General features: G+C 60.0%; 31 protein-coding genes, 1 tRNA gene and 1 pseudogene. 14 read left to right on the forward strand and 19 right to left on the reverse strand.

Going from position 1 to position 23,909, the window contains the following annotated elements:
* The first annotated feature begins 145 nt into the window (after positions 1-145).
* A tRNA-Ser gene (locus ACWJJK_RS18470) sits at positions 146-238 on the forward strand.
* Between the two features lie 67 nt (positions 239-305).
* Here ACWJJK_RS18470 and ACWJJK_RS18475 read toward each other — a convergent pair.
* Both ACWJJK_RS18475 and ACWJJK_RS18480 read right to left on the reverse strand, forming a co-directional pair.
* Positions 306-572 (reverse strand): helix-turn-helix transcriptional regulator, encoded by a 267-nt coding sequence (locus tag ACWJJK_RS18475; RefSeq protein ID WP_139841076.1) that lies wholly within the window; start codon positions 570-572, stop codon positions 306-308.
* 412 nt (positions 573-984) lie between these two features.
* Positions 985-1,113, reverse strand: coding sequence for a hypothetical protein (locus ACWJJK_RS18480; protein ID WP_276205391.1), 129 nt, complete (start codon positions 1,111-1,113; stop codon positions 985-987).
* Between the two features lie 153 nt (positions 1,114-1,266).
* Between ACWJJK_RS18480 and ACWJJK_RS18485 the strand changes: the two genes are divergently transcribed.
* Both ACWJJK_RS18485 and ACWJJK_RS18490 read left to right on the forward strand, forming a co-directional pair.
* The gene (locus ACWJJK_RS18485; protein ID WP_077730313.1) at positions 1,267-1,557 is read left to right on the forward strand and encodes a nucleotidyltransferase family protein; all 291 of its coding nucleotides are present in this window, start codon (positions 1,267-1,269) and stop codon (positions 1,555-1,557) included.
* Entirely contained in the window at positions 1,554-1,934 is a 381-nt protein-coding gene (locus ACWJJK_RS18490) for a HepT-like ribonuclease domain-containing protein (RefSeq protein ID WP_086134241.1), read from the forward strand. The genes ACWJJK_RS18485 and ACWJJK_RS18490 overlap by 4 nt, the downstream gene beginning before the upstream one ends.
* Before the next feature lie 159 nt (positions 1,935-2,093).
* On the opposite strand, the gene ACWJJK_RS18495 is transcribed toward ACWJJK_RS18490, so the two are convergent.
* Complete coding sequence (locus tag ACWJJK_RS18495) at positions 2,094-2,603, reverse strand: GNAT family N-acetyltransferase (RefSeq protein WP_156879668.1); 510 nt, start codon at positions 2,601-2,603, stop codon at positions 2,094-2,096.
* A complete protein-coding gene (locus ACWJJK_RS18500; RefSeq protein ID WP_347258819.1) occupies positions 2,590-2,883 on the reverse strand; it encodes a type II toxin-antitoxin system TacA family antitoxin in 294 nt (97 codons plus the stop codon). The genes ACWJJK_RS18495 and ACWJJK_RS18500 overlap by 14 nt, the downstream gene beginning before the upstream one ends.
* Positions 2,884-3,139: 256 nt before the next feature.
* Here ACWJJK_RS18500 and ssb point away from each other — a divergent pair, with 256 nt between their 5' ends.
* Genes ssb through ACWJJK_RS18520 form a run of 4 tightly spaced genes read left to right on the forward strand, consistent with a single transcriptional unit; the run spans position 3,140 to position 5,274 of the window.
* Positions 3,140-3,547 carry a single-stranded DNA-binding protein gene (gene ssb, locus ACWJJK_RS18505; RefSeq protein WP_156879670.1) on the forward strand — a complete coding sequence of 136 codons (408 nt, stop codon included), beginning with the start codon at positions 3,140-3,142 and terminating at the stop codon, positions 3,545-3,547.
* Between the two features lie 11 nt (positions 3,548-3,558).
* The gene (locus ACWJJK_RS18510) at positions 3,559-4,341 is read left to right on the forward strand and encodes a PH domain-containing protein (RefSeq protein ID WP_156879671.1); all 783 of its coding nucleotides are present in this window, start codon (positions 3,559-3,561) and stop codon (positions 4,339-4,341) included.
* The gene (locus ACWJJK_RS18515) at positions 4,341-4,856 is read left to right on the forward strand and encodes a hypothetical protein (protein ID WP_156879672.1); all 516 of its coding nucleotides are present in this window, start codon (positions 4,341-4,343) and stop codon (positions 4,854-4,856) included. Before ACWJJK_RS18510 ends, ACWJJK_RS18515 begins: the two co-directional genes overlap by 1 nt.
* On the forward strand, positions 4,834-5,274 hold the full coding sequence (locus ACWJJK_RS18520) for a hypothetical protein (RefSeq protein WP_156879673.1): 441 nt from the start codon (positions 4,834-4,836) through the stop codon (positions 5,272-5,274). The genes ACWJJK_RS18515 and ACWJJK_RS18520 overlap by 23 nt, the downstream gene beginning before the upstream one ends.
* A gap of 28 nt (positions 5,275-5,302) precedes the next feature.
* On the opposite strand, the gene ACWJJK_RS18525 is transcribed toward ACWJJK_RS18520, so the two are convergent.
* Complete coding sequence (locus ACWJJK_RS18525) at positions 5,303-5,557, reverse strand: hypothetical protein (protein ID WP_434132094.1); 255 nt, start codon at positions 5,555-5,557, stop codon at positions 5,303-5,305.
* A 25-nt stretch (positions 5,558-5,582) separates the two neighbouring features.
* On the opposite strand from ACWJJK_RS18525, the gene ACWJJK_RS18530 reads away from it, so the two are divergent.
* The 3 genes from ACWJJK_RS18530 to ACWJJK_RS18540 all read left to right on the forward strand — a co-directional run bounded on the left by ACWJJK_RS18530 (position 5,583) and on the right by ACWJJK_RS18540 (position 7,361).
* A complete protein-coding gene (locus ACWJJK_RS18530; protein ID WP_434132456.1) occupies positions 5,583-5,747 on the forward strand; it encodes a DUF3262 family protein in 165 nt (54 codons plus the stop codon).
* 392 nt (positions 5,748-6,139) lie between these two features.
* Positions 6,140-6,571: an STY4534 family ICE replication protein gene (locus tag ACWJJK_RS18535; RefSeq protein WP_156879675.1), complete on the forward strand. Its 432-nt coding sequence runs from the start codon at positions 6,140-6,142 to the stop codon at positions 6,569-6,571.
* 76 nt (positions 6,572-6,647) lie between these two features.
* Positions 6,648-7,361 carry a DUF3275 family protein gene (locus ACWJJK_RS18540; RefSeq protein ID WP_156879676.1) on the forward strand — a complete coding sequence of 238 codons (714 nt, stop codon included), beginning with the start codon at positions 6,648-6,650 and terminating at the stop codon, positions 7,359-7,361.
* 8 nt (positions 7,362-7,369) lie between these two features.
* On the opposite strand, the gene ACWJJK_RS18545 is transcribed toward ACWJJK_RS18540, so the two are convergent.
* The 8 genes and pseudogenes from ACWJJK_RS18545 to ACWJJK_RS18580 form a co-directional block, all read right to left on the reverse strand.
* Positions 7,370-8,863, reverse strand: a complete 1,494-nt coding sequence (locus tag ACWJJK_RS18545) for a hypothetical protein (protein ID WP_077732649.1) — start codon at positions 8,861-8,863, stop codon at positions 7,370-7,372.
* 431 nt (positions 8,864-9,294) lie between these two features.
* Positions 9,295-9,560: pseudogene (locus ACWJJK_RS18550) on the reverse strand (integrase core domain-containing protein); the annotation flags it as partial.
* 220 nt (positions 9,561-9,780) lie between these two features.
* Positions 9,781-10,356: a transposase gene (locus tag ACWJJK_RS18555; protein WP_454128352.1), complete on the reverse strand. Its 576-nt coding sequence runs from the start codon at positions 10,354-10,356 to the stop codon at positions 9,781-9,783.
* Positions 10,357-10,418: 62 nt separating this feature from the next.
* Positions 10,419-11,012 (reverse strand): GNAT family N-acetyltransferase, encoded by a 594-nt coding sequence (locus ACWJJK_RS18560; RefSeq protein WP_086134234.1) that lies wholly within the window; start codon positions 11,010-11,012, stop codon positions 10,419-10,421.
* Between the two features lie 37 nt (positions 11,013-11,049).
* A complete protein-coding gene (locus ACWJJK_RS18565) occupies positions 11,050-11,712 on the reverse strand; it encodes a DJ-1/PfpI family protein (RefSeq protein WP_077732647.1) in 663 nt (220 codons plus the stop codon).
* Between the two features lie 191 nt (positions 11,713-11,903).
* Positions 11,904-12,791 (reverse strand): DMT family transporter, encoded by an 888-nt coding sequence (locus ACWJJK_RS18570; RefSeq protein ID WP_077732646.1) that lies wholly within the window; start codon positions 12,789-12,791, stop codon positions 11,904-11,906.
* 84 nt (positions 12,792-12,875) lie between these two features.
* A complete protein-coding gene (locus ACWJJK_RS18575) occupies positions 12,876-13,523 on the reverse strand; it encodes an HAD-IA family hydrolase (RefSeq protein ID WP_156879678.1) in 648 nt (215 codons plus the stop codon).
* An 11-nt stretch (positions 13,524-13,534) separates the two neighbouring features.
* Positions 13,535-14,047: a GNAT family N-acetyltransferase gene (locus ACWJJK_RS18580; protein ID WP_156879679.1), complete on the reverse strand. Its 513-nt coding sequence runs from the start codon at positions 14,045-14,047 to the stop codon at positions 13,535-13,537.
* A 344-nt stretch (positions 14,048-14,391) separates the two neighbouring features.
* On the opposite strand from ACWJJK_RS18580, the gene ACWJJK_RS18585 reads away from it, so the two are divergent.
* The 3 genes from ACWJJK_RS18585 to ACWJJK_RS18595 all read left to right on the forward strand — a co-directional run bounded on the left by ACWJJK_RS18585 (position 14,392) and on the right by ACWJJK_RS18595 (position 15,700).
* Complete coding sequence (locus ACWJJK_RS18585) at positions 14,392-14,541, forward strand: hypothetical protein (RefSeq protein WP_454128353.1); 150 nt, start codon at positions 14,392-14,394, stop codon at positions 14,539-14,541.
* Positions 14,542-15,135: 594 nt separating this feature from the next.
* Positions 15,136-15,387 (forward strand): type II toxin -antitoxin system TacA 1-like antitoxin, encoded by a 252-nt coding sequence (locus ACWJJK_RS18590; protein ID WP_240502665.1) that lies wholly within the window; start codon positions 15,136-15,138, stop codon positions 15,385-15,387.
* A 4-nt stretch (positions 15,388-15,391) separates the two neighbouring features.
* Positions 15,392-15,700, forward strand: coding sequence for a type II toxin-antitoxin system RelE/ParE family toxin (locus tag ACWJJK_RS18595; protein ID WP_454128354.1), 309 nt, complete (start codon positions 15,392-15,394; stop codon positions 15,698-15,700).
* A gap of 799 nt (positions 15,701-16,499) precedes the next feature.
* Here the strand turns inward: ACWJJK_RS18595 and ACWJJK_RS18600 are convergent.
* The 6 genes from ACWJJK_RS18600 to ACWJJK_RS18625 all read right to left on the reverse strand — a co-directional run bounded on the left by ACWJJK_RS18600 (position 16,500) and on the right by ACWJJK_RS18625 (position 23,031).
* A complete protein-coding gene (locus ACWJJK_RS18600) occupies positions 16,500-17,942 on the reverse strand; it encodes an efflux transporter outer membrane subunit (protein ID WP_454128355.1) in 1,443 nt (480 codons plus the stop codon).
* A 66-nt stretch (positions 17,943-18,008) separates the two neighbouring features.
* On the reverse strand, positions 18,009-19,130 hold the full coding sequence (locus ACWJJK_RS18605; RefSeq protein ID WP_454128356.1) for an ABC transporter permease: 1,122 nt from the start codon (positions 19,128-19,130) through the stop codon (positions 18,009-18,011).
* Between the two features lie 7 nt (positions 19,131-19,137).
* A complete protein-coding gene (locus ACWJJK_RS18610; RefSeq protein WP_454128357.1) occupies positions 19,138-19,659 on the reverse strand; it encodes an ABC transporter permease in 522 nt (173 codons plus the stop codon).
* Positions 19,653-20,255 (reverse strand): ABC transporter permease, encoded by a 603-nt coding sequence (locus ACWJJK_RS18615; protein WP_454128358.1) that lies wholly within the window; start codon positions 20,253-20,255, stop codon positions 19,653-19,655. Before ACWJJK_RS18615 ends, ACWJJK_RS18610 begins: the two co-directional genes overlap by 7 nt.
* Positions 20,252-22,015, reverse strand: a complete 1,764-nt coding sequence (locus ACWJJK_RS18620; RefSeq protein ID WP_454128359.1) for an ATP-binding cassette domain-containing protein — start codon at positions 22,013-22,015, stop codon at positions 20,252-20,254. The genes ACWJJK_RS18615 and ACWJJK_RS18620 overlap by 4 nt, the downstream gene beginning before the upstream one ends.
* Complete coding sequence (locus tag ACWJJK_RS18625; protein WP_086134265.1) at positions 22,012-23,031, reverse strand: efflux RND transporter periplasmic adaptor subunit; 1,020 nt, start codon at positions 23,029-23,031, stop codon at positions 22,012-22,014. Before ACWJJK_RS18625 ends, ACWJJK_RS18620 begins: the two co-directional genes overlap by 4 nt.
* Before the next feature lie 96 nt (positions 23,032-23,127).
* On the opposite strand from ACWJJK_RS18625, the gene ACWJJK_RS18630 reads away from it, so the two are divergent.
* Positions 23,128-23,868, forward strand: coding sequence for a CerR family C-terminal domain-containing protein (locus ACWJJK_RS18630; protein ID WP_156879684.1), 741 nt, complete (start codon positions 23,128-23,130; stop codon positions 23,866-23,868).
* The last annotated feature ends 41 nt before the right edge of the window (positions 23,869-23,909 follow it).

Genomic DNA, 23,909 nt, shown 5'->3' on the forward strand with positions numbered 1-23,909 from the left:
TTTATCGTCTACATTTTTCGCATGATCTAAACTTCGGCCCAAGGTGTCTTTCAGGTTTAGGCCGAAGGGCATGACTTCAGACAAATTCATGTCCCCCACCATTTAGTTCTCAACAAGAGTGTCGTATCATATCAGCCTTTTCCGGGGAGAGGTACCGAAGCGGTCATAACGGCGCCGACTCGAAATCGGATGGTCGGGGAAACCCGGCACGAGGGTTCGAATCCCTCCCTCTCCGCCAAATCAATAAGTTACGACTAGTTTCGTAGCCCACCGCAGTTCTCATCCCATCGCCGTAGTGCATGACGTTACACGCCTTGGGAGGCTCTCGAAGCTATCCATGCCTCCACTTCCGCCCGGTTCAGGCGCACGCAACGAGGCCCCAAACGGATCATTCTGGGGAATCGACACCCTAAATAGCCTCGAATCGCTTGCGGTACGTCTTCCTTGGACTTCTTTCCTTGTGCAATTTGCTGATCATAATCGCCGGCCTGAATCATTCTGTAGACCGTTGCGCGACTCACGGAGATGATCTTTGCGGCATCTGTAATGGTTACCAATGCTTTTTCGCTCATTACGGTCCTCTCAAATTCGTCCAAACGATAATGGAAGTCAGACTTGATTGAACGCAGTTTCCTGATTTATGAAATTCAGCCTGCCTACATTGCACAACGCTTCAAAAACAGTGGCGACGGGAAAGGTTGTCAAATTTGCGATCAACTTGCGCTTTCTTTAATGCAGCATACCGGGACTCCTAAGGGGATGGGCATACATTCGAATCGTATCCGGGGCGCCAATTGAATTATTAATCAGGCCCGTAAATACCCTCCTGGTATTTCGGGCCGCCGCCCAGGTCGGTTACACGCCCGGCCTGGGCTCACGCGGCTTGTCGCCGCGCCGGGGCATCCCTGCCCCGGATTAACCCGGCCTATAAATATAGGCCGGGTTAATAACCCCTCGCGTCCACACTTAATTCGATGTGCCGGTTCACAGTTTGGCGATGGCTGCCGTGGGTAACCACAAGGTGAGCGGGGCATCGGGGAATCGTTCGAATTCGAAACGCTCATAATAGCGCCTGGCGTGCTCGTGCTTGGCATCGACCACAACGCCGACCATGCCGATTTCCTCCGAGAGACGGAGACACCGGGACAGCGCGTCGGCCAATAGCAGTTCGCCCGAGTCCCGCTTTGCTGTTCTCGAAAATCGTTCTTGAAATGCTATTATCGGTTTCTTACCGTCTCAACGAGTTGAGATAAGGAAAGGTGTCACATGCGACCATCCGTTGCGCTCAACCTCAAACGAAGCGCCATCCGCGAAGCGGCGAGCCGCTTCCGCGCGGCGAACCCGCGCGTCTTCGGCTCGGTACTGCACGGCACCGACCGGGACGGCAGCGACCTCGATCTGTTGGTGGATGCATTACCCGGCGCGACGTTGTTCGATCTGGGCGGTTTGCAGGACGAGCTGGAAGCGCTGCTCGGCGTCCATGTTGATCTCTTGACCCCGGCCGACCTGCCGCCGAAGGTCCGAGCCAAGGTGCTCGCGGAAGCCCAGCCGGTATGAGCGAGAGCCGCCTGCCCGACTACCTCGACCACATGCGGCAGGCCGCGACGGATGCGTGCAGCTTCGTCGAAGGCTTGAGTAAAGATGACTTTCTGGCGGACAAGCGCACCCAGCAGGCCGTCATCATGAGCCTCATCATCATCGGTGAAGCCGCTACGAAGGTAATGGACGGCTACGCCGAGTTTGCGAACACGCACGCCGAGGTGCCTTGGCGCAGCATGCGCGGCATGCGTAACCGCATCGCCCACGGCTACTTCGACATCAACCTCGACATGGTGTGGGACACGGTGCAAACGGCGCTGCCGGGGCTGCTGAAGCAACTATCCGCCGTGCGCCAGGATGCCGACGACGAAAACCGCTATGGGATCGAACCATGACGGACACCATGAACACATCCAGTATCGAGGCGTTGGCCAGCGCCTGGGCGCGGATCGCCAATGAGCACGGATGAGATCATGCCCTAACCCGCGGCGAAGATTGACAGGGTATAGGTCGATACTAACCCCTCGCGTCCACACTTAATTCGATGTGCCGGTTCACAGTTTGGCAATGGCTGCCGTGGGTAACCACAAGGTGAGCGGGGCATCGGGGAATCGTTCGAATTCGAAACGCTCATAATAGCGCCTGGCGTGCTCATGCTTGGCATCGACCACAACGCCGACCATGCCGATTTCCTCCGAGAGACGGAGACACCGGGACAGCGCGTCGGCCAATAGCAGTTCGCCCAAGCCCCGATTTTGATAGCGATGGTCGACCGCCAGCCGGGCCAAACGAGCTACTGGCAATGGGTAATTCGGAAAGCGGGATTGATACCGGGACGGCAACTGATCCTTGCGAATGCCCGATAGGGCCAGACTGTAATAACCGAGAATCGCAGCACCGTTGACGGCGACGTAGGTTCGGCTGACCTTGGTTTCGGCATGTTGACGCGCAAAGCGTTTGAGATAGCCGTCCAGTTCCGGGTCGCCGCAGGTAAAGCTTCGCCGATCATGATGGACGTGAAGCGCCTCGATCGCTTCCGGTAGAAAACCGTCACGAGGATTCACGTTCGGATTGCCATTCACGATGCCGTTGCATGGCGGCCGACAATTTCGGGCGGGGCTTGTCGGTATGGTCCAGAGCCGTAAAGAAAGCCTCCCAGTCACGCGGCGACAGCGTCATCAATTCCGCCTCGCTGAGAACTTGTTTGGCGCGCTCCTGCGCGGCGCCCAGTAGAAAGGCACTCACGGAAACGCCGGCCGTGGCTGCGGCGCGAACGATCAGTGCCTTGATTTCGGGCGAGGTCCTGAGGTCAATGCGCTCGTAGGGTGTGGTCGCAGTAGGCATGGCGGTCTCAATCATTGATACGGAAATTATACGGATCGAGTTTATATGACCTCGGAACTTCCAACAAGGTTCCGTACAGATGCCGTATTGGCACATATCGCTTTCAACCTCCTTCACGACCGCCTTGATACATTGAAACCGGCTCAAGAAGCGGAAACCGGTCACCGGCGAATGATCGGTTTTGGGTGGTCATCGGGCGAAAAATCGGGCATCTATGGCTCATTGCAAACAGCGGCATTTCTCAGGAGTCCAGGGCATGAGCAATCAGTTCTCCGGCGTCGGCAACCTCGGTCAGGCACCCGTGCTTCGCACCGTCCAAGTCGATGGCGAGGACCGGTCGGTGGCGGATCTGCGCGTCTACTTCGATCGCAGCGTTCCGCAAGACGATGGTTCCTTCGAGGACGAGGGCGGATTCTGGCTCAGCGTCAGCGTGTGGGGAGCCCGTGCAGAATCGGCGGTCAAAGTGCTCCGCAAAGGCGCCCGGATTCAGGTCGATGGCCAGCTGCGGGAGGAATCCTGGGAGGACGCCGAGGGCGCCGAGCATCGCGAATTACGGCTGACGGCCAGTCGCATCGGCATCGACCCGGTATGCATCGAATCCATCACGTATCGGCCGCGTACCGGTGCGCCCACCGAGATGCCCAGTGATCCCGGCGAAGAGTAACGGGAATCCCGATGCGGATCGGCGACGCCATCTACAACCTCGACGGCCTGCCGTTCCGTTCATTCGGCCTCGCGACCCGCATGCGCGAATTGCTGTCGGGCGAATCGGGAAGGTGCTATGCGGTGGAAAGTTGTCCTGACGGCGGTTTCATTCTTCGGCGCGAGCCGGAGTTTCCGCGTGCCGAAGCCGTTTCGGCACGCCGATCAAACGAACCGACGGCGCAAGCCGCGCGTCCTGGCGGGTTGTTGCAGCGAACCGAGAGGCACTCGATGAAGGTGGGTTCGGAAAAAAGAGCCACACGAGTATTCCGACCCGCCGTGGTGCGAGCGAATGCCGCTTGGCTGCCGGTATTGGGCATCGGCGTGCTGCTGGCGTTTATGCCGCACCGCCTGCTGAGTTCCCTCCTGGCCTTATTGCCGATCGATCCTTCGGTGCTGAACACCGGGCTGACTTGGACGCTCAACGGCTTGACACTCATGGGTGGTTTCCTGTCCGGCGCCCTGCTCTTCTGGCTGTGGACCGAATGGCTGTCGGCCGCCTATGTGGTTTCCGAGACCGGGGTCGAAGCCCGCGAAGGCCTGGTTGCCCGCGATACCGTGGGCTTACGGTTTCAGGACATCCGCTCGATCACCCTCAGACAATCCTGGTTCGAGCGTCTGGTGAACATCGGCACCTTGGAATTGACTTCGGCGGGCACCGACGGCAGACCCGTGCGGTTCGTCGATATCGCGTGGCCGGGACGCGTGAAGGTCTTGATCCAAAATCGCATGAACCGCGTTGAAGGAGATGATTGATGAGGATTCGGCACATCGAATGGCTGTTCGCATTGGTTTCCCTGTCCAACGCGGCGATGGCCAATGCGGCGGTGGATGAGCGCGTGAACCTGCTGCCGACCGAACAGGAATTGGCCCGGCGCGACGCCTGTCCAGGGGGCGGCGTCTTGCGCTACGCCGGGGATCCGCCGTATGCCGGTTTGCCCTGGCACCTGATCGAGTCGGTCCCCGCGATCGGCCGACAACACGCCGTGCTCACCCGGAACGAGGCACCGTGGATCCGAAAGCTCAGCGGTCCCTCGCGTCCGGTACGCATTTTCGAACATGACGGGGTAAACGTTGTCCTGTTCGATCTGTGCAGGCCGCACCGCTGCGACGCCGAATCCCTGTACGGCGTCATTGTCTTGCCGTCCCTGGATTACGGGCTGGTTCTCAGTGAACAGGGCCGCTCGCGTCGGTTGGGATCGCATAGGCCGGTCACCGATGCGGCTCTGGCCTGCGCGAAATCGATCGATGAGCGTCGCCGAGGGCCGTGACGTGGGCGTAAACCGCCATCTTTGTCCGAAAGTCTGGCGCACGGCGTTGGTCACATTAGCGGTTATGTCAGGCATCGTTTTGGCGGCAGGGAACTATGCCGATTATCTGGGCCACCTGGCGAGGGTGGAGTCCGGAAACAACCCCGGTGCCCGCAATGATTACGGGTATTTGGGTCTCTACCAGATGGGCGAGCAGGCCTTGGCAGAAGCCGGCTATTACCGGCCCGACGGCACCGCGAGGAACGACTGGCGGGGAAGCTGGACCGGGAAGGACGGCGTCCGGAATACGGCCGATTTCCTGAGCCGCCCTTCGGTGCAGACTCAGGCGGTGACCGCCTACAGAGTGCCGCCCAGTGGTCGCAGATCAAGAACCTGGATCTCGACGGCTATCTGGGACAAACGGTCGGCGGCGTCCTGATCACACCATCAGGCCTGCTCGCCGGCGCTCACCTGGTCGGCGTCGGCGGGCTGCGCCGCTTCCTGAGTTCGGGCGGAACCGGCTCGGTCCGGGATGGCAACGGAACATCGATCGCCACGTATCTTTCGGCTTTGGGCGGATTCGATGTCTCGGTGGTCACAGGCGTGTCCGGCGGACCATCCACCGGCTCGGCCACACCCGCACCGGGGGCTACGATCGGGATAACCCCGTCGACCCACGCACCGCTTTCGCCCTCGGCGGCATTCTCCAGCGGTTCCGGCATCGGCCTCGGAGCGGTAAAGGCCTTGGTGCTACAGACGCTGGCCGTGGGCTTGTTGCTGTGCACCGCCTGGGTGAGTCTGATGCAATACATCGGCTGGCGCCGCGAGCGGCTGTCGCTGATGCAGGTCCAGACCCATATCGTCAAGGCGACGGTATTAATGATGCTCGTATTGTTCGTGGCCTTGGCCTAGAAGCTGGTAAAAACCGTCACGAGCGCCGGCAGGACAAGGCGCGAAGGGCGAAAAACCGGAGTGTACATAGAGTACATGACTACTTCTCCGGGAGAGAAGTAGGACGCGCGAAAGCGCGCCTGTTCGGGTGAAAAACAAGGAAGTTTTTCATCAGCATTTTGAGCCCTGGAGCAACGCAGTCATGGCGGCGCGCAGTAGGTTTTCGGCAGCTTCTGGAGGAGTTTCAACCGTGGCGACTGCGGCTTAGTCGCACCCTTCACCATCGCGGGCCTGCTCGAACGATGGTCGTTCCTTCGGGAGCGCCGCAGGCATCTTCTACCTTCTCCGGGGGAACCCATACCCCGGTCGGGTCGGGATTTCTCCGGTTCATTCATGCCAATAGGAGAAACACCATGAACCCACCTGACGAGAAATACTTCGACCTTCATATCACCGGCGTCGGCTATCTGAACCGCGTGCGCGAGGTACCGATCAGACGCGGCCAGCCGTTTCTGGCGGTCGAGGTATCCGCTATGCACGGCGCGGCGGATGCCGTCGAATATACCCACTTCGATTGCCGGGTGAACGGCCAGGACGCACAAGCAGTCGTCTGCCAATTGATGCCGGCCATCCAGGCGCGCCAGGCTGTGCTGGTCGGTTTCAGGCTGGGCGATCTCTATGCCGAGACCTTTACCTACGAGAAAGGCGAGAAGGCCGGCCAGACCGGCGTCAGCCTGAAGGCCCGGCTGCTCTATATCGCCTGGGCCAAGGTCGACGGTCAGCCGGTCTATCAGGCGCCCGTCAGGAGCCAAGCGTCCGCTCACTCCGAGCCGACGGCAGCGTAAGCCGTTTTCATCCACCCGACGGGGGCAGTCCGTCGCGGGGCTGCCTCCGTTTTTCATTCAACCGGAGGCTATCCCCATGATCAAACTCAGCGGAACCCTGTACATTCGCGCCATCCATGGCCGTAACGGCACCTTTTCCGTCGGACGGCTGGTGACCGAGATCGGCGAATTCGCCGTCAAGGATACCTTGCTGGACCAGTACGACGAGGGCCGCTACGAAGGTGAGTTCGGCGTCTCCCGGATCTATCCGACCAATTATCTGGCCGGCGGACGGCTGGTCGTCGAGGTCCGTGCCACGCTGGCAACCATGGCCCTGGCGGCCATCGACGAATTGCCGGCCGAGCAGCAATCGCCCCTGCCGGAGCCCGATCCCATCGATCTGGAACCGCGGGCCGAAGCCACCGCGACGAGCTTTCGCGTGCCGGTGGAAGAAACATGTGCATCGGGCGCGAGCGCTGATGAAACCTTGGATAGCCCGGATTCGCCGCCTGATCAGGAGGCGGACGAACGGCTGTTCGGCGTTCTTTGGCCGCTCGGCGCGACGGTGAAACTCGATACCACGGTCGACGTGCCCGGTTTCGGCAACAGAAGGACGGGGCAGGACCACAGACTACTTCCCAAAAAGCCAGCGTCGGGGCGTCGGGTTGATGCCGTTGTTAGGCGCAGTCGTGGCTGTGGCGATGTACTCCGCCCAAGAACTCTGGAAAAGTCGCCGCTGGAGCCGCATGGACACTTGCGTTGCAGGAACAAGCTGTTGAGTGAGGGCAAATCCCTAGCTCGCTCTGGGTAGCATGGCTTTCATGGCCCTGTCGCTTTCTGGCTGGCCGCCCCTGTTCCGGCCGTGGGCGGCTTAGCGCCGGGGCACAAAATCGTCTGTGGTCCGCGCAGCGTGGTGGGATCGAGCAGCAGGTCGACGGAGGCGTCGAGCCCCGCGACGACCTCCGGCGTGGGTTGAATCCGCTTCAGCTCCGCATCGACCGCCTTCGTGCTCGACGGCACCTTGAGTCCCGCGACGGCCTTCGGGTCCCCGACCGCGGCGAGCAGGGCCGACAGCTTCTTCGCCAGTGGCGGGATCTTCGGATCCGCCTTGCCGTAGTGCCGCACAATCTGGTCGAACAGCGATTTCTGTTGATACATGCCGAACGCGCTGGCGAAGAACTCGTCCGCGTTGTCCCAAGGATGTCCGCCGCCGCCAGCCCACAGGGTGTCGGCGACCATCACCAGCCCCGCCGGATGGGTCGTGGTCTTGCCGTCGTCCTTCAGCGGAGGCAGGTGCTTCGCATCGAACGGTGCGCTGGGGAGCGAAACCGGCGCGGTGTTCTGCAGCTCGAGGAAGAGCTCGGCCACTCCCTTGGCCAGCAGGTCGGGCGCGCCCTTGGGGACGCGGTCGCCAAGGTGGAAGGCGAAGATCCCGTGCGAGCCCTCGTGGGCAATGGTTCCCTCCCAGGAATCCTCCTGCTTGATCACCAGCACGCCCTGGCCTCCGAACACGCGGAATGCGCTGTTCGCGCCCTTCGAGATGGCGATCACGCTGGTCCTCAGCGAGTAGGTGCTGTCCGTGATCTTGCCGTTGAGCACGGCGGCCTGCTTTGCGGCGGCTCGCATCCGCTTGACCAGCGTCGGGATCGGCGCCGGATCGTGCTTGCCGCAGTGGTAGGTCTGCGATTCCGGCGCCTTCGTGATCCCGAGGTCCTTGTAGCTCAGGAAGATGCGCGCGGCGACCCCTCCCTCCGTCACTTCGCCGATGATGGCGTCGTTGCCGATCCAGACCCTGTCCCACGGCGTATACTTCTGCGGCGGGAAGGCCAGCAGCGCGGGCGCGGGTGGCAACGCAACGGGAAGCAGCGCCGCGCCCGTCTCCGCTTGGGTCGCGAGCCGCTCGGCCCGCAGGCGCGCCTCCGGTGCATCGCTGACGGGCGCGATGCGCTGATGCAGCCGGTGGAAGGCTTCGTGACGCAGCATCCGGAGTTGCTCCCGCGGCGGCATGAACAGACCGGCGGGACCGAGGTTTATTTCGCCGTTCCTTGTCCATGCGGGTGTCGCGGCGGGCAAGGTGGTGGGTATGCGCGCGCTGATGCGGAGGGGTGGGTGGTCCAGTTCCCCGGGAGCAGTGCCGATGCCGGAATGCACCCGCAGCCTTGAAAAGCCGTAGCCGAAGCGCTGGATACCTGGTGGCGCGCCGATAACGACGGAGTGCGCTGCCGTTGCCATCACCCGATCGGCAATCCGGTCCGCTTCCTGGTCGTATACGTCTTCTGGAGTCTTAACCGTCAGTTTTGTCTGTGTCTTCATGGGCACTTTAGCGTATACGGGTATCCGGCTGAAATCGTGACCGAAGCGGGCAATTTTGGTAGTAGTCGAGTCTCCTTCGACATTCACCGTATTTGGTTCTAACCGCCGCTGTACGGCTTGATTCCCGATCGCGCGCTGCAGAAGGAGGATATGATGCTCATGATGATGCGGCCCAAGTATTGTCTTCCGAGGCCGGGCAAGGCTTGAGGATGCCGGCTTTTGAGCTTGATTCTGTTTTTGTGCAAAGGCTCGCATACTTCACCTTCTCTTCAGTTGCAGCCTGCAGTCTAACGAAGCTGTGGAAAAACCTGCTTTTTGTTGCCTTATGAGCCCGGCTTCGATTTTTTGAAATGATGGGCTCGAACTGGAAATCAGCGGTGGCCCCGGTTTTCTGGACAGAATTTTCCCGATCCTAAGTGGGCTTCTGCGGTTTAGGCTGCCTGTTGAATGGGCAGCGGATCGAAGTACACGCTATCGGGGGTCTTGCCGTCAAGCGATGAATGGGTCGACGTTCGTTGTAGAACTTGAAATACCGCTGCAAGCCTTCTCGTGCCTGGGAAACCGTGTCGTAAGCATGCAAGCGGACCTCCTCATATTTCACGCTTTTCCACAGCCGTTCGACGAACACGTTGTCGACCCAGCGGCCTTTGCCACCCATGCTGATCCGAATGCCGTGGTCTTGGATGAGATCGACGAACTCCGCATTCCCGAGCGATGGCTTTCATCGCATAATCGCCGGTGAGATAGGCCAGCGCCATGCCGGTGCGCGGATCGTCGGCCTATTCCGTTCGATAATGCGCCAAGGGCTTCGCCAACGGCCGCCGTTGCATGCGGGGGATTTCATCCAGCGGCTGATCCGGCGCAAATCTGGATTGCATGCGCTCGATGGATTCAGGGCTACCCCGATAAATCTGGCCTTACAGATGATCCCAAATGCTCGGCAAGCCAACGCCAGCCCGCACAAAATCAATATACCCCGCGATTGCACGCTTGCGTTGCCGGCCAAACTGGCCCAGTAGCCAATGGGTTTGCAACCAGGCGGGCGAGGGCGCCAAGCCGACCATGGCCGCATAACTGCTCCACGGCCAATCCCCGACATCGCCGACCATCCCGGCACGCACGGGATTCAGCACGACATAACGCGCCAACGCCAGCAGATAGCTGTTCTTCTCCACCAGAATCGCCTGGTATCGCCCCTGAAAAACATGCCCGACGCGCCCGTGCGTTCGGTTTACCGTTTGCGTATAAACCCCGTTGAGCTGGCGCATGCCTCGGGCGAGATTGCCCTCCGGCGTTTCAATCACCAGATGATAGTGATTGGACATCAGGCAATAAGCATGACAAACCCCGTTGAACCGCGCGCAAACCTGCCCCAGCAACGCCAGCCAAGCCTCGCGGTCGATATCGGAAAAATAAATGTCCTCGCGCCTATCGCCACGGGACGTGATGTGATGGAGGCCGCCGGATAACTCGATGCGGAGAGGTCTTGCCATGGGGGGAGATGACAGGGTGTGGGCGTGGAAGACCTGACCCCGGTGGTGCCCGAAAGCGGTAGTTAGGCTCTTTTGCCTTTCTCTTCAATTTCTTGCCTGCTGGCGGCCTTCCTGAAGCACGCAGCGTGAAGCCTGTACAGTACATGGGGCCTGAGCATGCTGTCATCATGCATGTCCGGATGCTCGAATTCGCGGCTATACTGCATGCCAAGACGCTCCATGACCCGGCGAGACCGCCGATTGCCCACGGTGGTGAAGGCAACAACCTCGGGCAGGCCGAGCCTCAGGAATGCTATCTGCAGCGCACCATGGGCGGCCTCGGATGCGTACCCTCGGCCCCAGTGGGTTACTGAAAGCCGCCAACCAACTTCTACACACGGCGAGAATGGCAATGCCGGGGCTGGCACATGCAGTCCGACGAAGCCGATAAAAGGTTCACCGCCTTTAACCTCGACAGCCCAGAATCCCCAGCCACGCAGTTCAATGAGCGAGCGGATCTTATCCGCCATCTCGTCACTCTCCCGACGCTCCAAAGGTTTGGGAAAGAACTTCATCACTTGCGGATCGGCATTGATGGCGGCAAAAGGTTCAAGATCACTTTCCCGCCACTGCCGCAAACGAAGCCGCTTAGTCTCGAATTCGATCAGTTCCGCCATGACAGGGGCCAAACCTTCTTGGTGCCTAACGCCAAGCTCAGCCGCGGAAGGCTGCGTCGCGCCCTGACGCCGGCTGGAGCATTGTGTTATGCGATTCGCTTACCTTCGCAGCCTCAATGGATGACTTAATGAGCTCCTCAAAAATGCGGGCCTGCCCTGCCGGAACGAGCTGCCTATGTATCTCGCGCCGCTTGGATTCATCACACAAACGTTCAGCCAACCACCCGGTCAGATATAGCGCCGATAAGCACCCGCCCGCCGTAGCAATATTGCCTTCCACTACCAGCGCTTTGTCTTGAACATCGACACCCATAGCCACAAGACCCGGCTTAGCATCTGGATGCGTTGTCGCTTTGATACCTTTCAATAAACCAAGTCGGGATAAAATGAACGAACCTGCGCAGACCGAGCCGATGAGTTGTTTTTGTGGATTCAATTTGAAGGAAGACACAAATTCTTCATCTTCCAATGCGGCTGGCACACCCTTATAACCACTAACAAACAAAACCACGTCAGAGGCATTTGCCTCTGATACATGGCCATCGGTTTTTACCGTCATACCCAGCGTAGACGTGTGGGTGCTTTTTGTTCCAAGAACTCTTACCTTCCAGTCTGTTCTTGTCCGTCCCAGGATGTCTCTCATTAAGAAAAAATCGATATCCGTAAACTCATCAAAGATGACAATCGAAATTTGATACACAATTCATCCCTCCTCCTGATGATGAATTTCCAATTAATTCCTGTAGCACTGTAGATCAATCACTTGCGCTGATCTGTGCTTGCTGAAAATCGCCTTTTAATTACCGAAGCAATAATGCCAACGTAAGCCGCAAGGCCCGAACGGCGTAGCCATAGAGGGCTTGTCGGCTTGACGCACTCGTTAGAGCAAAATCAGGCTCGTGGTTGCGGAATGGGCTCTAGCGGCTTAATTTTCTTCCGCTCCCGATGCAGGTTGATAAAGTTGCCTGCCAGTATCAAGCCCGCGCCCAAAACCAAATACTCATCTACACGCTCACCGTAAAGCGCGTAGCCAACCAGAGCTATGAGTGGTAAGCGCAGGAAATCTAAGGGCACCACTACCGAGGCATCCGCCAGGGAAAGTGCCCGCACCATGCAGTAGTGCGCACTGAGCCCGGTAATGCCGACCACGATGAGCCAAGGCCAATGTGCTGCTGCAGGGGTAACCCAAGTAAACACCGCTGGCACCAAACCTAGAGGCAACTGAATCAACATCATGTAAAAGAGAATGCACAGCGGTGTATCTCGCCCCGCCAGCTTCTTGGTCAGCGTATGAGACAGTCCATACGCAAAGGCGCCGGCCAGCATTACAAGCGCCGCCGGATGAACGACCGACCAGCCGGGACGAAGGATAACCAAAACACCGGCGATGCCTAGAACAACCGCCAGCCCCCGACTCGGGGAGATACGCTCACCCAGCAGTAGTGCCGCGAATACCACCGTCCAGAGCGGCACGGTGAACTCAATGGCAAACACCGCCGCCAGCGGAACAAACGCAATGGCATAGAACCAACCGAACTGCCCACAAAAGTGAACGAAGTTCCGCCCGAGATGTATTCTAACGTTCCGAAACGAGACCTGCGTCCAACCGACTCTAGTGAGTATGGCCGAGATAACAGCCAAGCCGATGAGGCTGCGGATGGCAAGAAGTTGGAACGTGCCAAAGTTCGCGGAAAGTTCGCGTACCGCAACGGCCATCGCGGAAAATGAGAGTAAAGCGCCAACCATCCAGGTGGCAGCAACAACTACTGGGTGGCGCATAGGCGTAACTCCTCCTTTCCGGCTGTAAACCGAAGTTTAGCGGGCACGCCGGCGCCAGCCGCTGTGTTCCGCTCGAACCCCAGGTTAGACGCCCTGCGATGCAGCATCGATGAGCCTAGGAAGGTCAGCCATACGGCCAACGACTGCATGAGACTGTCCGAACATTTCGCTGTATTGTGACCCAGGCAAGTAGTGGATCGCCGTCATTCCAGCGGCTGCCGCAGCTTGTAGGCCGACAGGGCTGTCTTCGACGACGATGCACTGATTGGGAGAGTATCCCATTGACCGTGCTGCGTGGAGAAACAGCCCCGGATCCGGTTTCCACGAACCCACCTCATAGGAACTGAACACATGGTCGCCGAAGTATCTCGAAAGGCCGCTTGAAAGCAGGGCTTCGGCGATTTTGGTCGGAGGGCCGCTGGACGCAACGCACTTGGGATAGCTGAGCGTCTCAAGCATCTCGATAGTGCCGGGTGTAGGGCGCAGGTCGATCCGGAAAAGCTCGCTGACTCGAGCGCGATAGGTCGCCTCGAAATTCGGAGGTAGCGGTCGACCGATGCGAGCCCCAAGATCAGCGAGTATCAGCGCCAGTTTCGTCCCCCGGTATCGTTCGACCATTGACTCGAGGGTTTCACCGATCTCAGGCAGCAGATCCAAGAACGCTTGATTACACAGGCCCTCGCTATCCACCAGCGTGCCGTCAAGGTCAAAAATGATGCAAAGGCGAGACATCTTTCTGGCGCCTATCGCCCCGCTTCAGCCGCCGACGTCGGCTGCAAGCGGTTGTTGGGCGAGATATCCTTAATCATAGGGATGCAGTCTAGTGATATACCTCGTGGAGAGACATAGGTAGCAATCTCATCTCCTTTAAAACCGCATGCTCGATAAAACGCCGCGGCGTTTAACGTCGACTCCAAATTTAACGTCTCCAACCCATGGCTTAAGGCGATCTCCTCAAGGAATGTGACAATCCCCCTTCCTATGCCCTTTCTCATGTGGTTTGGATGGACAAATACGGCGTCAATTTTTCCGGTATCGATATTGATCATGCCCGTGCCAACCACTTGGTGGTGATACTTCGCCACGTAGAAATGTTTCTCGACGTGATCTATGAAATCCTCCGTTAACATACCACCAGTCCACACTTTTAGGGCATCGCCGGAATAGTGGCCAGCACATTGATTGAGGATGGCAGTATTCCTTATCTCCCAGGCCGCCCGAGCATCCTCCCGTTTTGCCTTCTCGATGCTTAACATCGGTCTCTCCTTTATGCCCACCAAACAATTAAACGGTTTTTGTTTATCATCCGTTACGGTGTACCACACGTCCCCTGCCTGACAAAGTATCCTTTATTTTCTTGATCTATCCTTCTGTCTATCTTCCTATTCGGCAATATAGGCTGACCTGGTCAAGTAGCAGCGGACACCCCACTCAACAACCACCTTTCCGAATCATGCTGCCGGTCATGCCATACGCCTGTAGCAGGCCCCGAAACACCCGGCTGGCATATTGCACGCCCGGTTGGGAATGATGCAGCAGTTGGCCGCGCGGCGGTTGCCGGCGCCACAGCGCCATCCGAAGCGCGTCAGCGGGCATGGCGATGCAACGCAGTGCCCGCGAGCGATTGGCCATCCTCGTGGGAGTCAGTCTCTTAGCCGACGATGTGGGAGGGGCTGCGGCCACAGTGATGACCACCTGCCTCAAAGATCCGGTCACCCACGCGCGAGCGCAGACTATAGAACAGGGGTAAAGCATGGCGAAAAAGCCAGGCCTGAACAGGGCGAACGTTGTCCCGTTTCGGTCGGGAACGGCGCGCCGCGCACGGGCGCCGCTGAAGGGTCCACGCCTGGTCTGGCCCACGCGCACCGATGCGATCGCGGCGGTCGCGCCTATCGCTCGGGCGGGGCGGATGACGTGAACCGGCGCTCGCGCGGTCGCTTGGGTCCTCTCTCTGCCGTATCACGCCGTCATGCTCGTGTAGGTCGGCATCCTCCGGGTGATCGAGTTCTTCGGCGCGATGATCTTTGTCACGGTGATCTTGATGCTCGGCTGGCTGTTGATTCAAATGGTCCGCGATTACCTGGCCGGCACTTAAGGCCTGCGGTCTCTCATCGCTCGCGATCGGGAAACTTGTCGCATGCTAAATTCAGTGCTGGCGTAGAGGCGTATTGGGTCTCGATGTGTGCCGGCAAGCGGCTTAAGAGGCCCTCGATAGGCACCTGGCGCGGATCCGCCGGAAAACGGGCGGCGGATTGCTCAGGAATAATCTAAACAACAAATGTTCATTTGTGCTAATGTTGTTTATCACGCTAAGCTAGACAGTGCCTTAATCCAGCAGGAGGACATGATGCGTTTATCGATTGAAGTGACCCCGGAACAACATCAACGGCTCAAGGCTGTGGCGGCTTTGCGCGGTCAGAGCATCAAGGATTATGTTCTGGAGCGCGTGTTACCGGATATCGCGGCAGCGGATGAAGACGAAGCGCTTCGCCAGTTGGAAGCCTTCCTGGAACCACGGATCAAGGCTGCGAAAGACGCCGCCGTCCACAAATCGGTCGAACAGATCTTCGAGGAAATCCATCGGGAAGCGCGGTAAGGGAATGCTCCCTTATGAATTAACCGCCCCCGCTGAGGAAGACCTCAGGGAGATTGCCCATTACACGCTAGAGCAATGGGGTCGAGGACAAGCCCTACGCTATGCCGGGCTGCTGGACAAGCATCTTCGGGAGATCGCCGCCCGGACCGTGCCTTCGCGCAGCTTTTCCGAGCGGTATCCCCAGGTCAGGGTGAGCCGCTGTGAACACCACTATATTTTTTATATCCATCCGGAAGAAAAACCACCGCGCATTATTGCCGTCCTGCATGAGCGGATGGAGATGCTGACCCGGCTTAAAAGCCGGCTGGGATGATCGTCCCTTAACTGAAATCGCGCGGATTGCAGTCCCAGCGCTTTATGGGGCCGGTGCAGAAAACGGAAAAACCTGTACGCCAAGGGTCAATGCCGTTAAGTTAAGCCGTCATTCCAATCGCAAACGGTCGTTCTGGGAGCGCCAGAACGCCCCTTCCGGCAGGGATTGCTCACCCCATCCCTGGGGTTCGTCCTACGGACCGTGCTCCGCACGTCCAAATTTGCTCCTGGCAAATTTGTGCCGGACAAATCGGCAGGGCGAGGCGCAATGCGGCGAGCGGGCAGGCCAGGGAAGGACTGCCCAGGACTCGCGAGCGAAGCGGGACGGCGTAGCGCGGCGAGGCCGATTTGCACGCGAAGCGCCCGTAGGGTGCCGCACAGGGACTGTGCGGCATGAATCCAGTGCACAAGGACGTGAGAGGCCTTTGCCGTCCTTGGCGTCTGGACCCCGGCAATCCAATCGCAAACGGTGTCTTCGGGAAGGGCGTGGCCGGCGCTCCCGGCCAGGCCGTTTGCGATTGGAGCACCGAAGCCACCCTTCCCTGCCGGGGTGACGTCATTCGTCTTAACTTAACGGCATTGACGCCAAGGGTACGGGGTGTCAGGTTGAAGCTTAGAGCACACGTCGGGCATATCAGAAAAGGCTTAAATCGACTCTACTCTGACGCATCTAAGCCGGCTGGTCTGACGCCAGGTTGAGGTTAAGCTCAGCCGGACATGCCGAGCTGATAAAGAACCACCGGCCAGCAAAATGCGTTACCCTACCCCTCTCGAGCCAGGCGCGCCGATGACTCACAAACTCATGATTTCTTGCCGTCGGCAGCAACCAGCGGCGGCGTGGCGTTAGCCCCGCCTCCCAGAGATTTGTACAGAGAAATCAGATTAACGGCAGTGAGGGCTCGTGAATTAGCGAGTTCACTTTCCACCGCATACAGGGCGCGTTGTGCAACCAGCACGTCCAGCAGGGAAATGACGCCGGCTTCGAAGCGCAGTTGGGATAAACGCACCGCCTCTTGCTGGTCCTCCACCGCGCGTGCCAGCGTTTGACGTCGGATCTCTTCCTTGAGATAGCGGGTCAGCGCGGTTTCGGTTTCCTTGAGCGCCTCCAGCACACCCTTTTCGTAAGCAAAATAGGCTTCCCGTTGTTTGGCCTCGGCCAGCTTGATTCCTGCCTTGATGCGGCCAAAGTTGAGCAAGGGCTGCACAAGGTTGGCGGCGTTGCCATGGGAAAACGCCGCGGACTTGAACAAACTTTCGATATCGGTATTTCGCAATCCCAGAAACGCCGACAGCGAGATTTTCGGAAACAGCTCCGCGATAGCCGCCCCCTGCATCGCCGTAGCGGCCGCCAACTGGCGCTCGGCGGCGCGCAGGTCAGGCCGATGGCGGATGGTATCGGCGGGCGAAGCGAGCATGGCTTGCCCCGGTGCTTCGGGAAAGGGACCGGGCGCATCCAGCTCGGCGGCCAGCGCACCGGGCTGCTGGCCCGCCAGCGCTTCCAATTGACGCAGGGCAGCGGTCTTGCCGGCTTCCAGGGTGGGAATCTGCGCCTCGGTGGTCTCCGCTTGGGCTTTGGCGCGCACCACATCATGGCGGGTTCCGATGCCCTCTTGCAGCAGCCTTTCGGTCTGCGCCAGGGTCTGCCGCATACTGTCCAGGTTCGATCGGGTGATGGCCAGCAGGGCCTGAGCGTTGCGGTAGTCGATGTAACTACGCGCCAGCTCGGAGCTTAACGTCACCAGGGATTGAGCGTATTGGTCACCGGCCGCTTCCAGCTCCGCCGAGGCCGCCTCGAGGCGCCTTTGCTGGCGTCCGAACAGATCGATTTCCCACAAGGCATCGAAGCCGATCTCGAACAGGTTGTAGCGTATGCCCGGCCTCAGGCCGGGCATCGGGTTATCTTGGCGCTGCACGCCCCCCGTCACATCGACCGACGGAAACAGTTCTGCGCGGGTGCTGCTCCGTTCGGCTCGGGCCTGTTCGATTCGGGCCAGTGCGATTTTCACGTCGAGATTGCGCGCCAAAGCTCGATCCATGAGGCGATCCAGTTCGTAATCGCCGAAGGCTCGCCACCATGCCTTCAAATTTTCCGGTTTGGCCCATAGCAGATCGGCGCCGATCTTCTCATCTGCGTGCCATCGATCCGGAACGGCCGGAACAGGCGCCCGATAATCTGGACCTACCGTGCATGCCGCCAGGCTCATTGCGAATAGTGACAGTGAAAATTGGAGCTTGGTGTTCAATGTCGTTGTGTATCTGTTGTGCGTTTTTTCATCCAGACCATCGCCTGCCGTTCTACTGTGTCCGCACTAAGCCAGCTTGTTGCGGAACATCCAGGCGGCGATGGGCAGCGTCACGGCCGCAATCATCAGAAGTGCCAGCATTTCGGGCAGCAGCTGGACGATGCCGGCACCCTCCAGATAGATCTGGCGCGTCATGCTGATGGCATAACGGAGCGGGTTCACGGCGGTAAGGTATTGGAGTGCGTCCGGCATGGTCATCACCGGCGTGGTCAAGCCGGACAGCAGCATGAACGGCATCATCACCACGAGCGTACCGATCATGGCCTGCTGCATGTTTCGGGCGATGGAGGAGAGGAACAAGCCGATCCCGACCGATGCCGCCAGGAACTCGGCAAGGCTCAGGTAAAGCACGAAGTAGGAGCCCGCAAAGGGAATTTGGAACCATAGCTGGGCGACCAGCAGGATCGAGGTGGCCTGAATCAGCCCGACGATCATCGACGGCAATGCCTTGCCGACCATGATCTCGTAGGGACGGAAAGGCGTCACCAGCAATTGCTCGAAAGTGCCTGCCTCCCGTTCGCGAGCCACCGACATGGCGGTCAGGCTCATCGTCATCATCATGGTGATCGTCCCGATCAACGAGGGAATCATGATCCACTGTGTCTCAAGGTTGGGGTTATACCACGCCCGGGGCGTCACCTTGATGCCGGGCGGCGGCGTAACGCCGTTCTCCTGGCGCCACCTCTGCACGAAGTTCGCGGCCAGGGTGCTCACATACCCTTGCGCGGTTCCGGCGGTGTTGGTGTTGCGCCCGTCGGCGATCGCCTGGACCTTGGCGGTACCATCCGCCATCAATTGGCGCTCGAAGTCCCGGTCGATGATCACCGCGAGGACAGCGCGGCGATCCGTGATCGGGTCGGCAATGTCGGAAGCGTTTTGCAGCGTGGCGATACGATCGAAAGTGCCCGAACCATCGAGGGTGGCGATGAAGGCCCGCGACGCCGCACTGTGATCGCGATCGAGCAACACATAGGGGCCATGGTTCAGATCGTAACTGGCGGCGTAGCCAAAAATCAGGCACTGCAAAATGGGCGGCACGAACACCGTGACCCGGCTCTTGCGATCTTTCAGGATCGCCAGAAGCTCCTTGCGGATGAGGGCGAGGATGCGAAATAAGGAGTCGGTCATGGCAACCTCAGTCGATGCGCTTGCGGGTCGCCTTGGCGGCCATGCCGGCGAGGACGAGCGCGTTGGGCAGGATGATGGGCCACACGTCCCCGGCCAGAAACAGGGTCTGCAGCGAACTGACGAAATAGCGGGCCGGAAAGATGCTGGTCACGATCTGGGCGCCCCAGGGCATGCTGCGGATGTCGAAGATGAAGCCCGACAGCAGGGTCGCTGGCAGGAAGGTCACCAGAAAGGTGATCTGGCTGGCGAGAAATTGGCTCTTGGTCGCCGACGAAATCACCAGTCCCATACCGAGCGCCACCAGCAGGTAGAGCGAGGAGACCAGCGCCAGCAGCCAAAGCGACCCACGCAAGGGGACGGCGAACAAAAACTGGCTGCCGGCAACCGCAAGGGCGAGCCCGAACATGCCCATGACGAAATAGGGCACGGTTTTGCTCAGCAGGATTTCGACGGGACGAACGGGGGTCGCGAACAGCGCCTCGAAGGTGCCGCGCTCCCATTCCCGGGCGATGACCAGAGAGGTCAGCAAGGCTCCGTGATCAGGACGATCAGGCCCGGAACCAGGAACCAGGAACTCTCGTTGGCCTCGTTGAACCACAGCCGGCCCTCGATGGCGATAGCAGAGCCGCCTGCAGCGGCGCGGCCTTCGGCGATCTCGCGAGCCAGCCAGGTCGCTACCGCGCCCCTTGCGTAACTGATCGCGATGCGGGCGGTGTTGGCGTCCGTCGCGTTGACCGCCACCAACAGATCGGCTTCGCCGCGCGCCACATCCCGTGCGAAATGGGGCGGAAAGCGAACGACGGCGCTGACTTGATGCTCGGTCATCAGCCTCGCCGCCTCGGCCATGGTATTGACCGGGTGTACCCGGAAATAGCTCGAAAGGCTCAGCGCCGCGCTGACGGCGGAGGTCTCTTCGGAAGCGTGCTCGACGACGACTGCGACGGGGAGATGCTTGAGATCGAAGGAAAGCCCGTAGCCGAACAGGATCAACATCACGATCGGCAGGACGACGCCGATGGCGATGGCGATGGCGCTGGGGTCCCGGAGGATCTGCCAGGTTTCCTTGCGGATCAATGCCCATACCCGCCGGGCACGGCTTCGCGCCATCAGCTCCTGGCCGGTCATTGCGCCGCCTTCCCTACGCTGTGCCGGGATTGCTCGACGATGGCAATAAAGGCATCCTCCATGGTGGGCAGCTGCCCACTTCGGGGCTCCCCCTGGGCGCGGATCGCCGCCGGCGAGCCTTCCGCCAGGGCGATGCCGCCATCCATGATGATCACACGGTCGCAATATTCGGCCTCTTCCATGAAGTGGGTCGTGACGACGACGGTCACCCCCTGTTCCGACAGGGCCGTGATCCGGCCCCAAAACTCGCGGCGAGCCAGAGGATCGGCACCGCTGGTCGCCTCATCCAGAAACAGGATTTCCGGTTCATGCAGCAGCGCCGTGGCCATCGCCAGCCGCTGTTTGTACCCCCCCGGCAGCTTTCCGCTCGGCAAGGCCGACATCGGGCCGAGATCGAACTGGTCTTTCGCCCAGGCGATGCGGTCGCGTTTTCTGGAACCGCGCAGACCATAGGCGCTCGCGAAGAAATCCAGGTTCTCATCCACGGAAAGGTCGCCGTAGAGCGAGAATTTCTGAGCGACGTAGCCCAGTTTCGCCCGTGCCTCGGCACGGGCGGTCCTCAAATCGGCCCCCGCTACCCGGAGGCGCCCGCCAGTGGCCGGGATCAGCCCGCATAGCATGCGGAAGGTGGTGCTCTTGCCCGCCCCGTTCGGCCCCAACAGTCCGTAGATTTCCCCGCGCCGTACCTGAAAGGACACATGGTTCACGGCGACGAAGTCGCCGAAGGTCCGAACCAGATCGAGAACTTCCACGGAAGGAACGCCGACCGCCTCGCTGGGACGGCGGCCCAGCGTGATGGATGGGGAATGGATCTCGCCGACCGCGGCTCGGAACAGCGCCATGAAGCCGTCTTCGAAGCGCGGGGCTGCGGGTTCAAACTCGAGGCCGCCCTCTCCGCCATCATCTTGAGGGGCGCGCGACGAGCGGGTAACGACCCGAACCTTCCCCGCCTCGGGTACGGCGTCCGCCACACCTGGATGCTTGAACAGGCGTGCCTGCAGAGAGCGGGCCGTGGAGCCCTCGGAGGAGGTGGCGAAAAACACGCGCCCTTCCGCCCGAGAGGTGATCTCCTCCGGTGTCCCTTCCGCGAGCACTTTGCCTTGATGCAGGACCACGGCATGGTCGCAGAACGCGGCCTCGTCGAGATAGGAAGTGCTGACGATGACCGTCAACGCCTCCTCACGCACCAGACGCCGCACGATTTCCCACAACTCTCGGCGGGACAACGGGTCGACGCCCACGGTCGGTTCGTCCAGCAACAACAGGTCGGGCGGACGGACCAAAGTGCAGGCGAGGCCCAGTTTCTGTTTCATGCCGCCGGAGAGCGCTCCCGCCAAGCGACCGGTGAACGGGCCGAGGGCGGTCATCTGCAGCAGGCGGGGATAGACCGCCATGCGCGCCGCTGGGCTGATGCCGTGCAGTTCGGCATACAGATCCAGATTTTGCTGGACGGTCAGATCTTCGTAGAGGCCGAACCGCTGGGGCATATAGCCGATGCGGTCCTGTATGGCCTGCGGGTCGGACGAGGCGTCGATGCCCCGAACCCGTACCGTTCCACTGTCGGCGAAAACCAGGCCGGCGAGCATCCGCAGGAGGGTCGTCTTGCCGCCTCCGTCGGGACCGACCAGCGCAGTGAGGGTCTTATGCCGTGCCGCAAAGGAAACGTCGTCGATGGCCTTGACGGTCTCGCCCGTTTCACGCTGGAATGTCTTGTGAACCCCGCGAATTTCCACCGGATGCATCAGGCCTTGCAGGCTCATTGCCGTGCCCGGTCGCGGGCAGGTCCGTCTGCATCCGGCGGAATCTTCACTGTTGCCGGCATGCCCAGGCGCAACACGTTCTGGGGATCTTCGACGAACACCCGGATTTCGTAAACCAGGCTGGCGCGCAGGTCTTCGGTCTGCACCGTTTTCGGCGTGAACTCCGCGACCGGCGAGATGAAGCCGACCCAACCCTCGAGCGGATGATCGGGAAGACTGTCGACCAGGATTTTCGCGCGGGATCCGGAATGCACACGCCCGAGCTCCGGCTCGGGAACGTACGCCCGCACCCATTTTGTCCCGATGGTGGCCAACGAGAACACCGGTTTCGTCGGGGACGCCATCTCTCCCGGCTCCATCAGCCGCGACTGGATCACGGCGTCGAAGGGCGCCCGCAACTCGGCGTCGGCCAATTGCCGGCGAATCAGTGCCAGCTGCGCCTCGTAGCCCTTGAGCTGGGCTTCGGCCTGGGCGATGTCTTCCAGGCGTGGTCCGATGACCGCGAGCCTGAGTGCCTTCTCAGTAACCTCCACCTTCGCGGCCGCCACATCGGCGGCCGACTTTGCCGCATCGAAATCCTGCTTGCTGATGGCCGCACTCGACACCAGATTTTTCCGCCGCCGGTAGAGAGCCTTGGCGTTGTCGGCGTCTGCCTTGGCGGATACCAGGTTCGCCCGAGCCTGTTCGATCTCCTCCGGCCTGCTGCCGTTTCGGAGGCGCTCCACGACCGCTTTCTGAGCATCTACCGCGGACTCGATCTGGATCGATTGGGGCACCAGCCGGCTGGTATCCATGCGGGCCAGCACCTGCCCTTTGCGGACCACATCGCCTTCTTCCGCTAGGATCTCGGTGATTCGCTCGGTTCCATTAAACGGTACGGAGGCTTGGCGAAAGTCGATGTTGCCGTACACGGTCAGCAAGCCCTCTGCGGAAGGGCGATGGATATGCCACCATCCGCCGCCTAGAGTTACCAGGATGAGAGCTGTCGGAATGATGATGCGAGCTTTCGTGTTCATGGCATAAGAATGGGTGCAGCCACCACTTTTGTCAAATTCGAATTTGAAATTTAAATTTACGTTCATAAGACATGCTTTTCCCGGTATGCTCTTTCCATGAAACAAGAGAAGCGAAATCGAAAATTGCCCGGTCACCGGGACGATGGCGTAGCCACAAGGTGGCAGATCCTCGAGGCTGCAGGCGAGGTATTTGCCGAAAAAGGGGTTGCCTACGCCACCGGCAAGGAAATCGCCGAACGAGCAGGAGTCAATTCGGCAGCGGTGAATTACTACTTCCGCGGCATAGATGGCCTTTACGCCGAAGTCCTAGTGGAGGCCCATCACCGGTTGATGGATTTGGAGTTCCTGAAGAAGATCTCCGAAGCCCCGGGGCGTCCGGAAGACAAGCTGAGCGTCTTCATCGACGGCATGCTACGGGCGGTTCTTGGTCCGATGTCTTCCAACTGGGCCCTGCGCGTGCTGGGTCGGGAAATACTCCACCCCTCCACCGCGTTTCCAATCCTCCTGGAGAGGGAACTCCTCCCCAAAATGCAAATCGCCACCGCGTTCATCAGCGAGATTCTAGGGGTACCTCCCGACCACCCTGCGGTCGCGCGCAGCAGACTCGCCATCATCGCGCCGTTCGCCCTGCTTCTGCTCGGGAGCTCAAAAATGCTGGAACACGCGGCACCACAAGAGGCTATCGCCAATCAACCGGACGCTGCCATTGAGCACTTCAAACGATTCTTCATGGGCGGGCTGGCCCAAATAGCCTCCGACCTTGCGCGTGAGAAGGCAGGAAACGGTGATGATGTAGCCAAGCGACCTCAGGGGGCGCCGGGACGTTCGGCGCACTGATCCAGGTCAACTACCAACATCCCCCGCTGAGTAAGCGTTGT

The sequence above is a fragment of the Methylocaldum gracile genome, from assembly GCF_053646815.1.

Excerpts from the sequence above, each read along its gene's own strand:
- ACWJJK_RS18475 (WP_139841076.1), bottom strand. The coding sequence starts at position 572 with ATGAGCGAAAAAGCATTGGTAACCATTACAGATGCCGCAAAGATCATC.
- ACWJJK_RS18480 (WP_276205391.1), bottom strand. The coding sequence starts at position 1,113 with ATGGTCGGCGTTGTGGTCGATGCCAAGCACGAGCACGCCAGGCGCTAT.
- ACWJJK_RS18595 (WP_454128354.1), top strand. The coding sequence starts at position 15,392 with ATGCTCCCTTATGAATTAACCGCCCCCGCTGAGGAAGACCTCAGGGAG.
- ACWJJK_RS18525 (WP_434132094.1), bottom strand. The coding sequence starts at position 5,557 with ATGCCGGAACCGCTGGAGAATGCCGCCGAGGGCGAAAGCGGTGCGTGG.
- ACWJJK_RS18605 (WP_454128356.1), bottom strand. The coding sequence starts at position 19,130 with ATGACCGACTCCTTATTTCGCATCCTCGCCCTCATCCGCAAGGAGCTT.
- ssb (WP_156879670.1), top strand. The coding sequence starts at position 3,140 with ATGAGCAATCAGTTCTCCGGCGTCGGCAACCTCGGTCAGGCACCCGTG.
- ACWJJK_RS18545 (WP_077732649.1), bottom strand. The coding sequence starts at position 8,863 with ATGAAGACACAGACAAAACTGACGGTTAAGACTCCAGAAGACGTATAC.
- ACWJJK_RS18555 (WP_454128352.1), bottom strand. The coding sequence starts at position 10,356 with ATGGCAAGACCTCTCCGCATCGAGTTATCCGGCGGCCTCCATCACATC.
- ACWJJK_RS18485 (WP_077730313.1), top strand. The coding sequence starts at position 1,267 with ATGCGACCATCCGTTGCGCTCAACCTCAAACGAAGCGCCATCCGCGAA.
- ACWJJK_RS18585 (WP_454128353.1), top strand. The coding sequence starts at position 14,392 with ATGCAACGCAGTGCCCGCGAGCGATTGGCCATCCTCGTGGGAGTCAGT.
- ACWJJK_RS18560 (WP_086134234.1), bottom strand. The coding sequence starts at position 11,012 with ATGGCGGAACTGATCGAATTCGAGACTAAGCGGCTTCGTTTGCGGCAG.
- ACWJJK_RS18620 (WP_454128359.1), bottom strand. The coding sequence starts at position 22,015 with ATGAGCCTGCAAGGCCTGATGCATCCGGTGGAAATTCGCGGGGTTCAC.
- ACWJJK_RS18575 (WP_156879678.1), bottom strand. The coding sequence starts at position 13,523 with ATGTCTCGCCTTTGCATCATTTTTGACCTTGACGGCACGCTGGTGGAT.
- ACWJJK_RS18570 (WP_077732646.1), bottom strand. The coding sequence starts at position 12,791 with ATGCGCCACCCAGTAGTTGTTGCTGCCACCTGGATGGTTGGCGCTTTA.
- ACWJJK_RS18510 (WP_156879671.1), top strand. The coding sequence starts at position 3,559 with ATGCGGATCGGCGACGCCATCTACAACCTCGACGGCCTGCCGTTCCGT.
- ACWJJK_RS18625 (WP_086134265.1), bottom strand. The coding sequence starts at position 23,031 with ATGAACACGAAAGCTCGCATCATCATTCCGACAGCTCTCATCCTGGTA.
- ACWJJK_RS18500 (WP_347258819.1), bottom strand. The coding sequence starts at position 2,883 with ATGCCTACTGCGACCACACCCTACGAGCGCATTGACCTCAGGACCTCG.
- ACWJJK_RS18540 (WP_156879676.1), top strand. The coding sequence starts at position 6,648 with ATGATCAAACTCAGCGGAACCCTGTACATTCGCGCCATCCATGGCCGT.
- ACWJJK_RS18515 (WP_156879672.1), top strand. The coding sequence starts at position 4,341 with ATGAGGATTCGGCACATCGAATGGCTGTTCGCATTGGTTTCCCTGTCC.
- ACWJJK_RS18490 (WP_086134241.1), top strand. The coding sequence starts at position 1,554 with ATGAGCGAGAGCCGCCTGCCCGACTACCTCGACCACATGCGGCAGGCC.
- ACWJJK_RS18630 (WP_156879684.1), top strand. The coding sequence starts at position 23,128 with ATGAAACAAGAGAAGCGAAATCGAAAATTGCCCGGTCACCGGGACGAT.
- ACWJJK_RS18590 (WP_240502665.1), top strand. The coding sequence starts at position 15,136 with ATGATGCGTTTATCGATTGAAGTGACCCCGGAACAACATCAACGGCTC.
- ACWJJK_RS18535 (WP_156879675.1), top strand. The coding sequence starts at position 6,140 with ATGAACCCACCTGACGAGAAATACTTCGACCTTCATATCACCGGCGTC.
- ACWJJK_RS18580 (WP_156879679.1), bottom strand. The coding sequence starts at position 14,047 with ATGTTAAGCATCGAGAAGGCAAAACGGGAGGATGCTCGGGCGGCCTGG.
- ACWJJK_RS18520 (WP_156879673.1), top strand. The coding sequence starts at position 4,834 with ATGAGCGTCGCCGAGGGCCGTGACGTGGGCGTAAACCGCCATCTTTGT.
- ACWJJK_RS18615 (WP_454128358.1), bottom strand. The coding sequence starts at position 20,255 with ATGACCGGCCAGGAGCTGATGGCGCGAAGCCGTGCCCGGCGGGTATGG.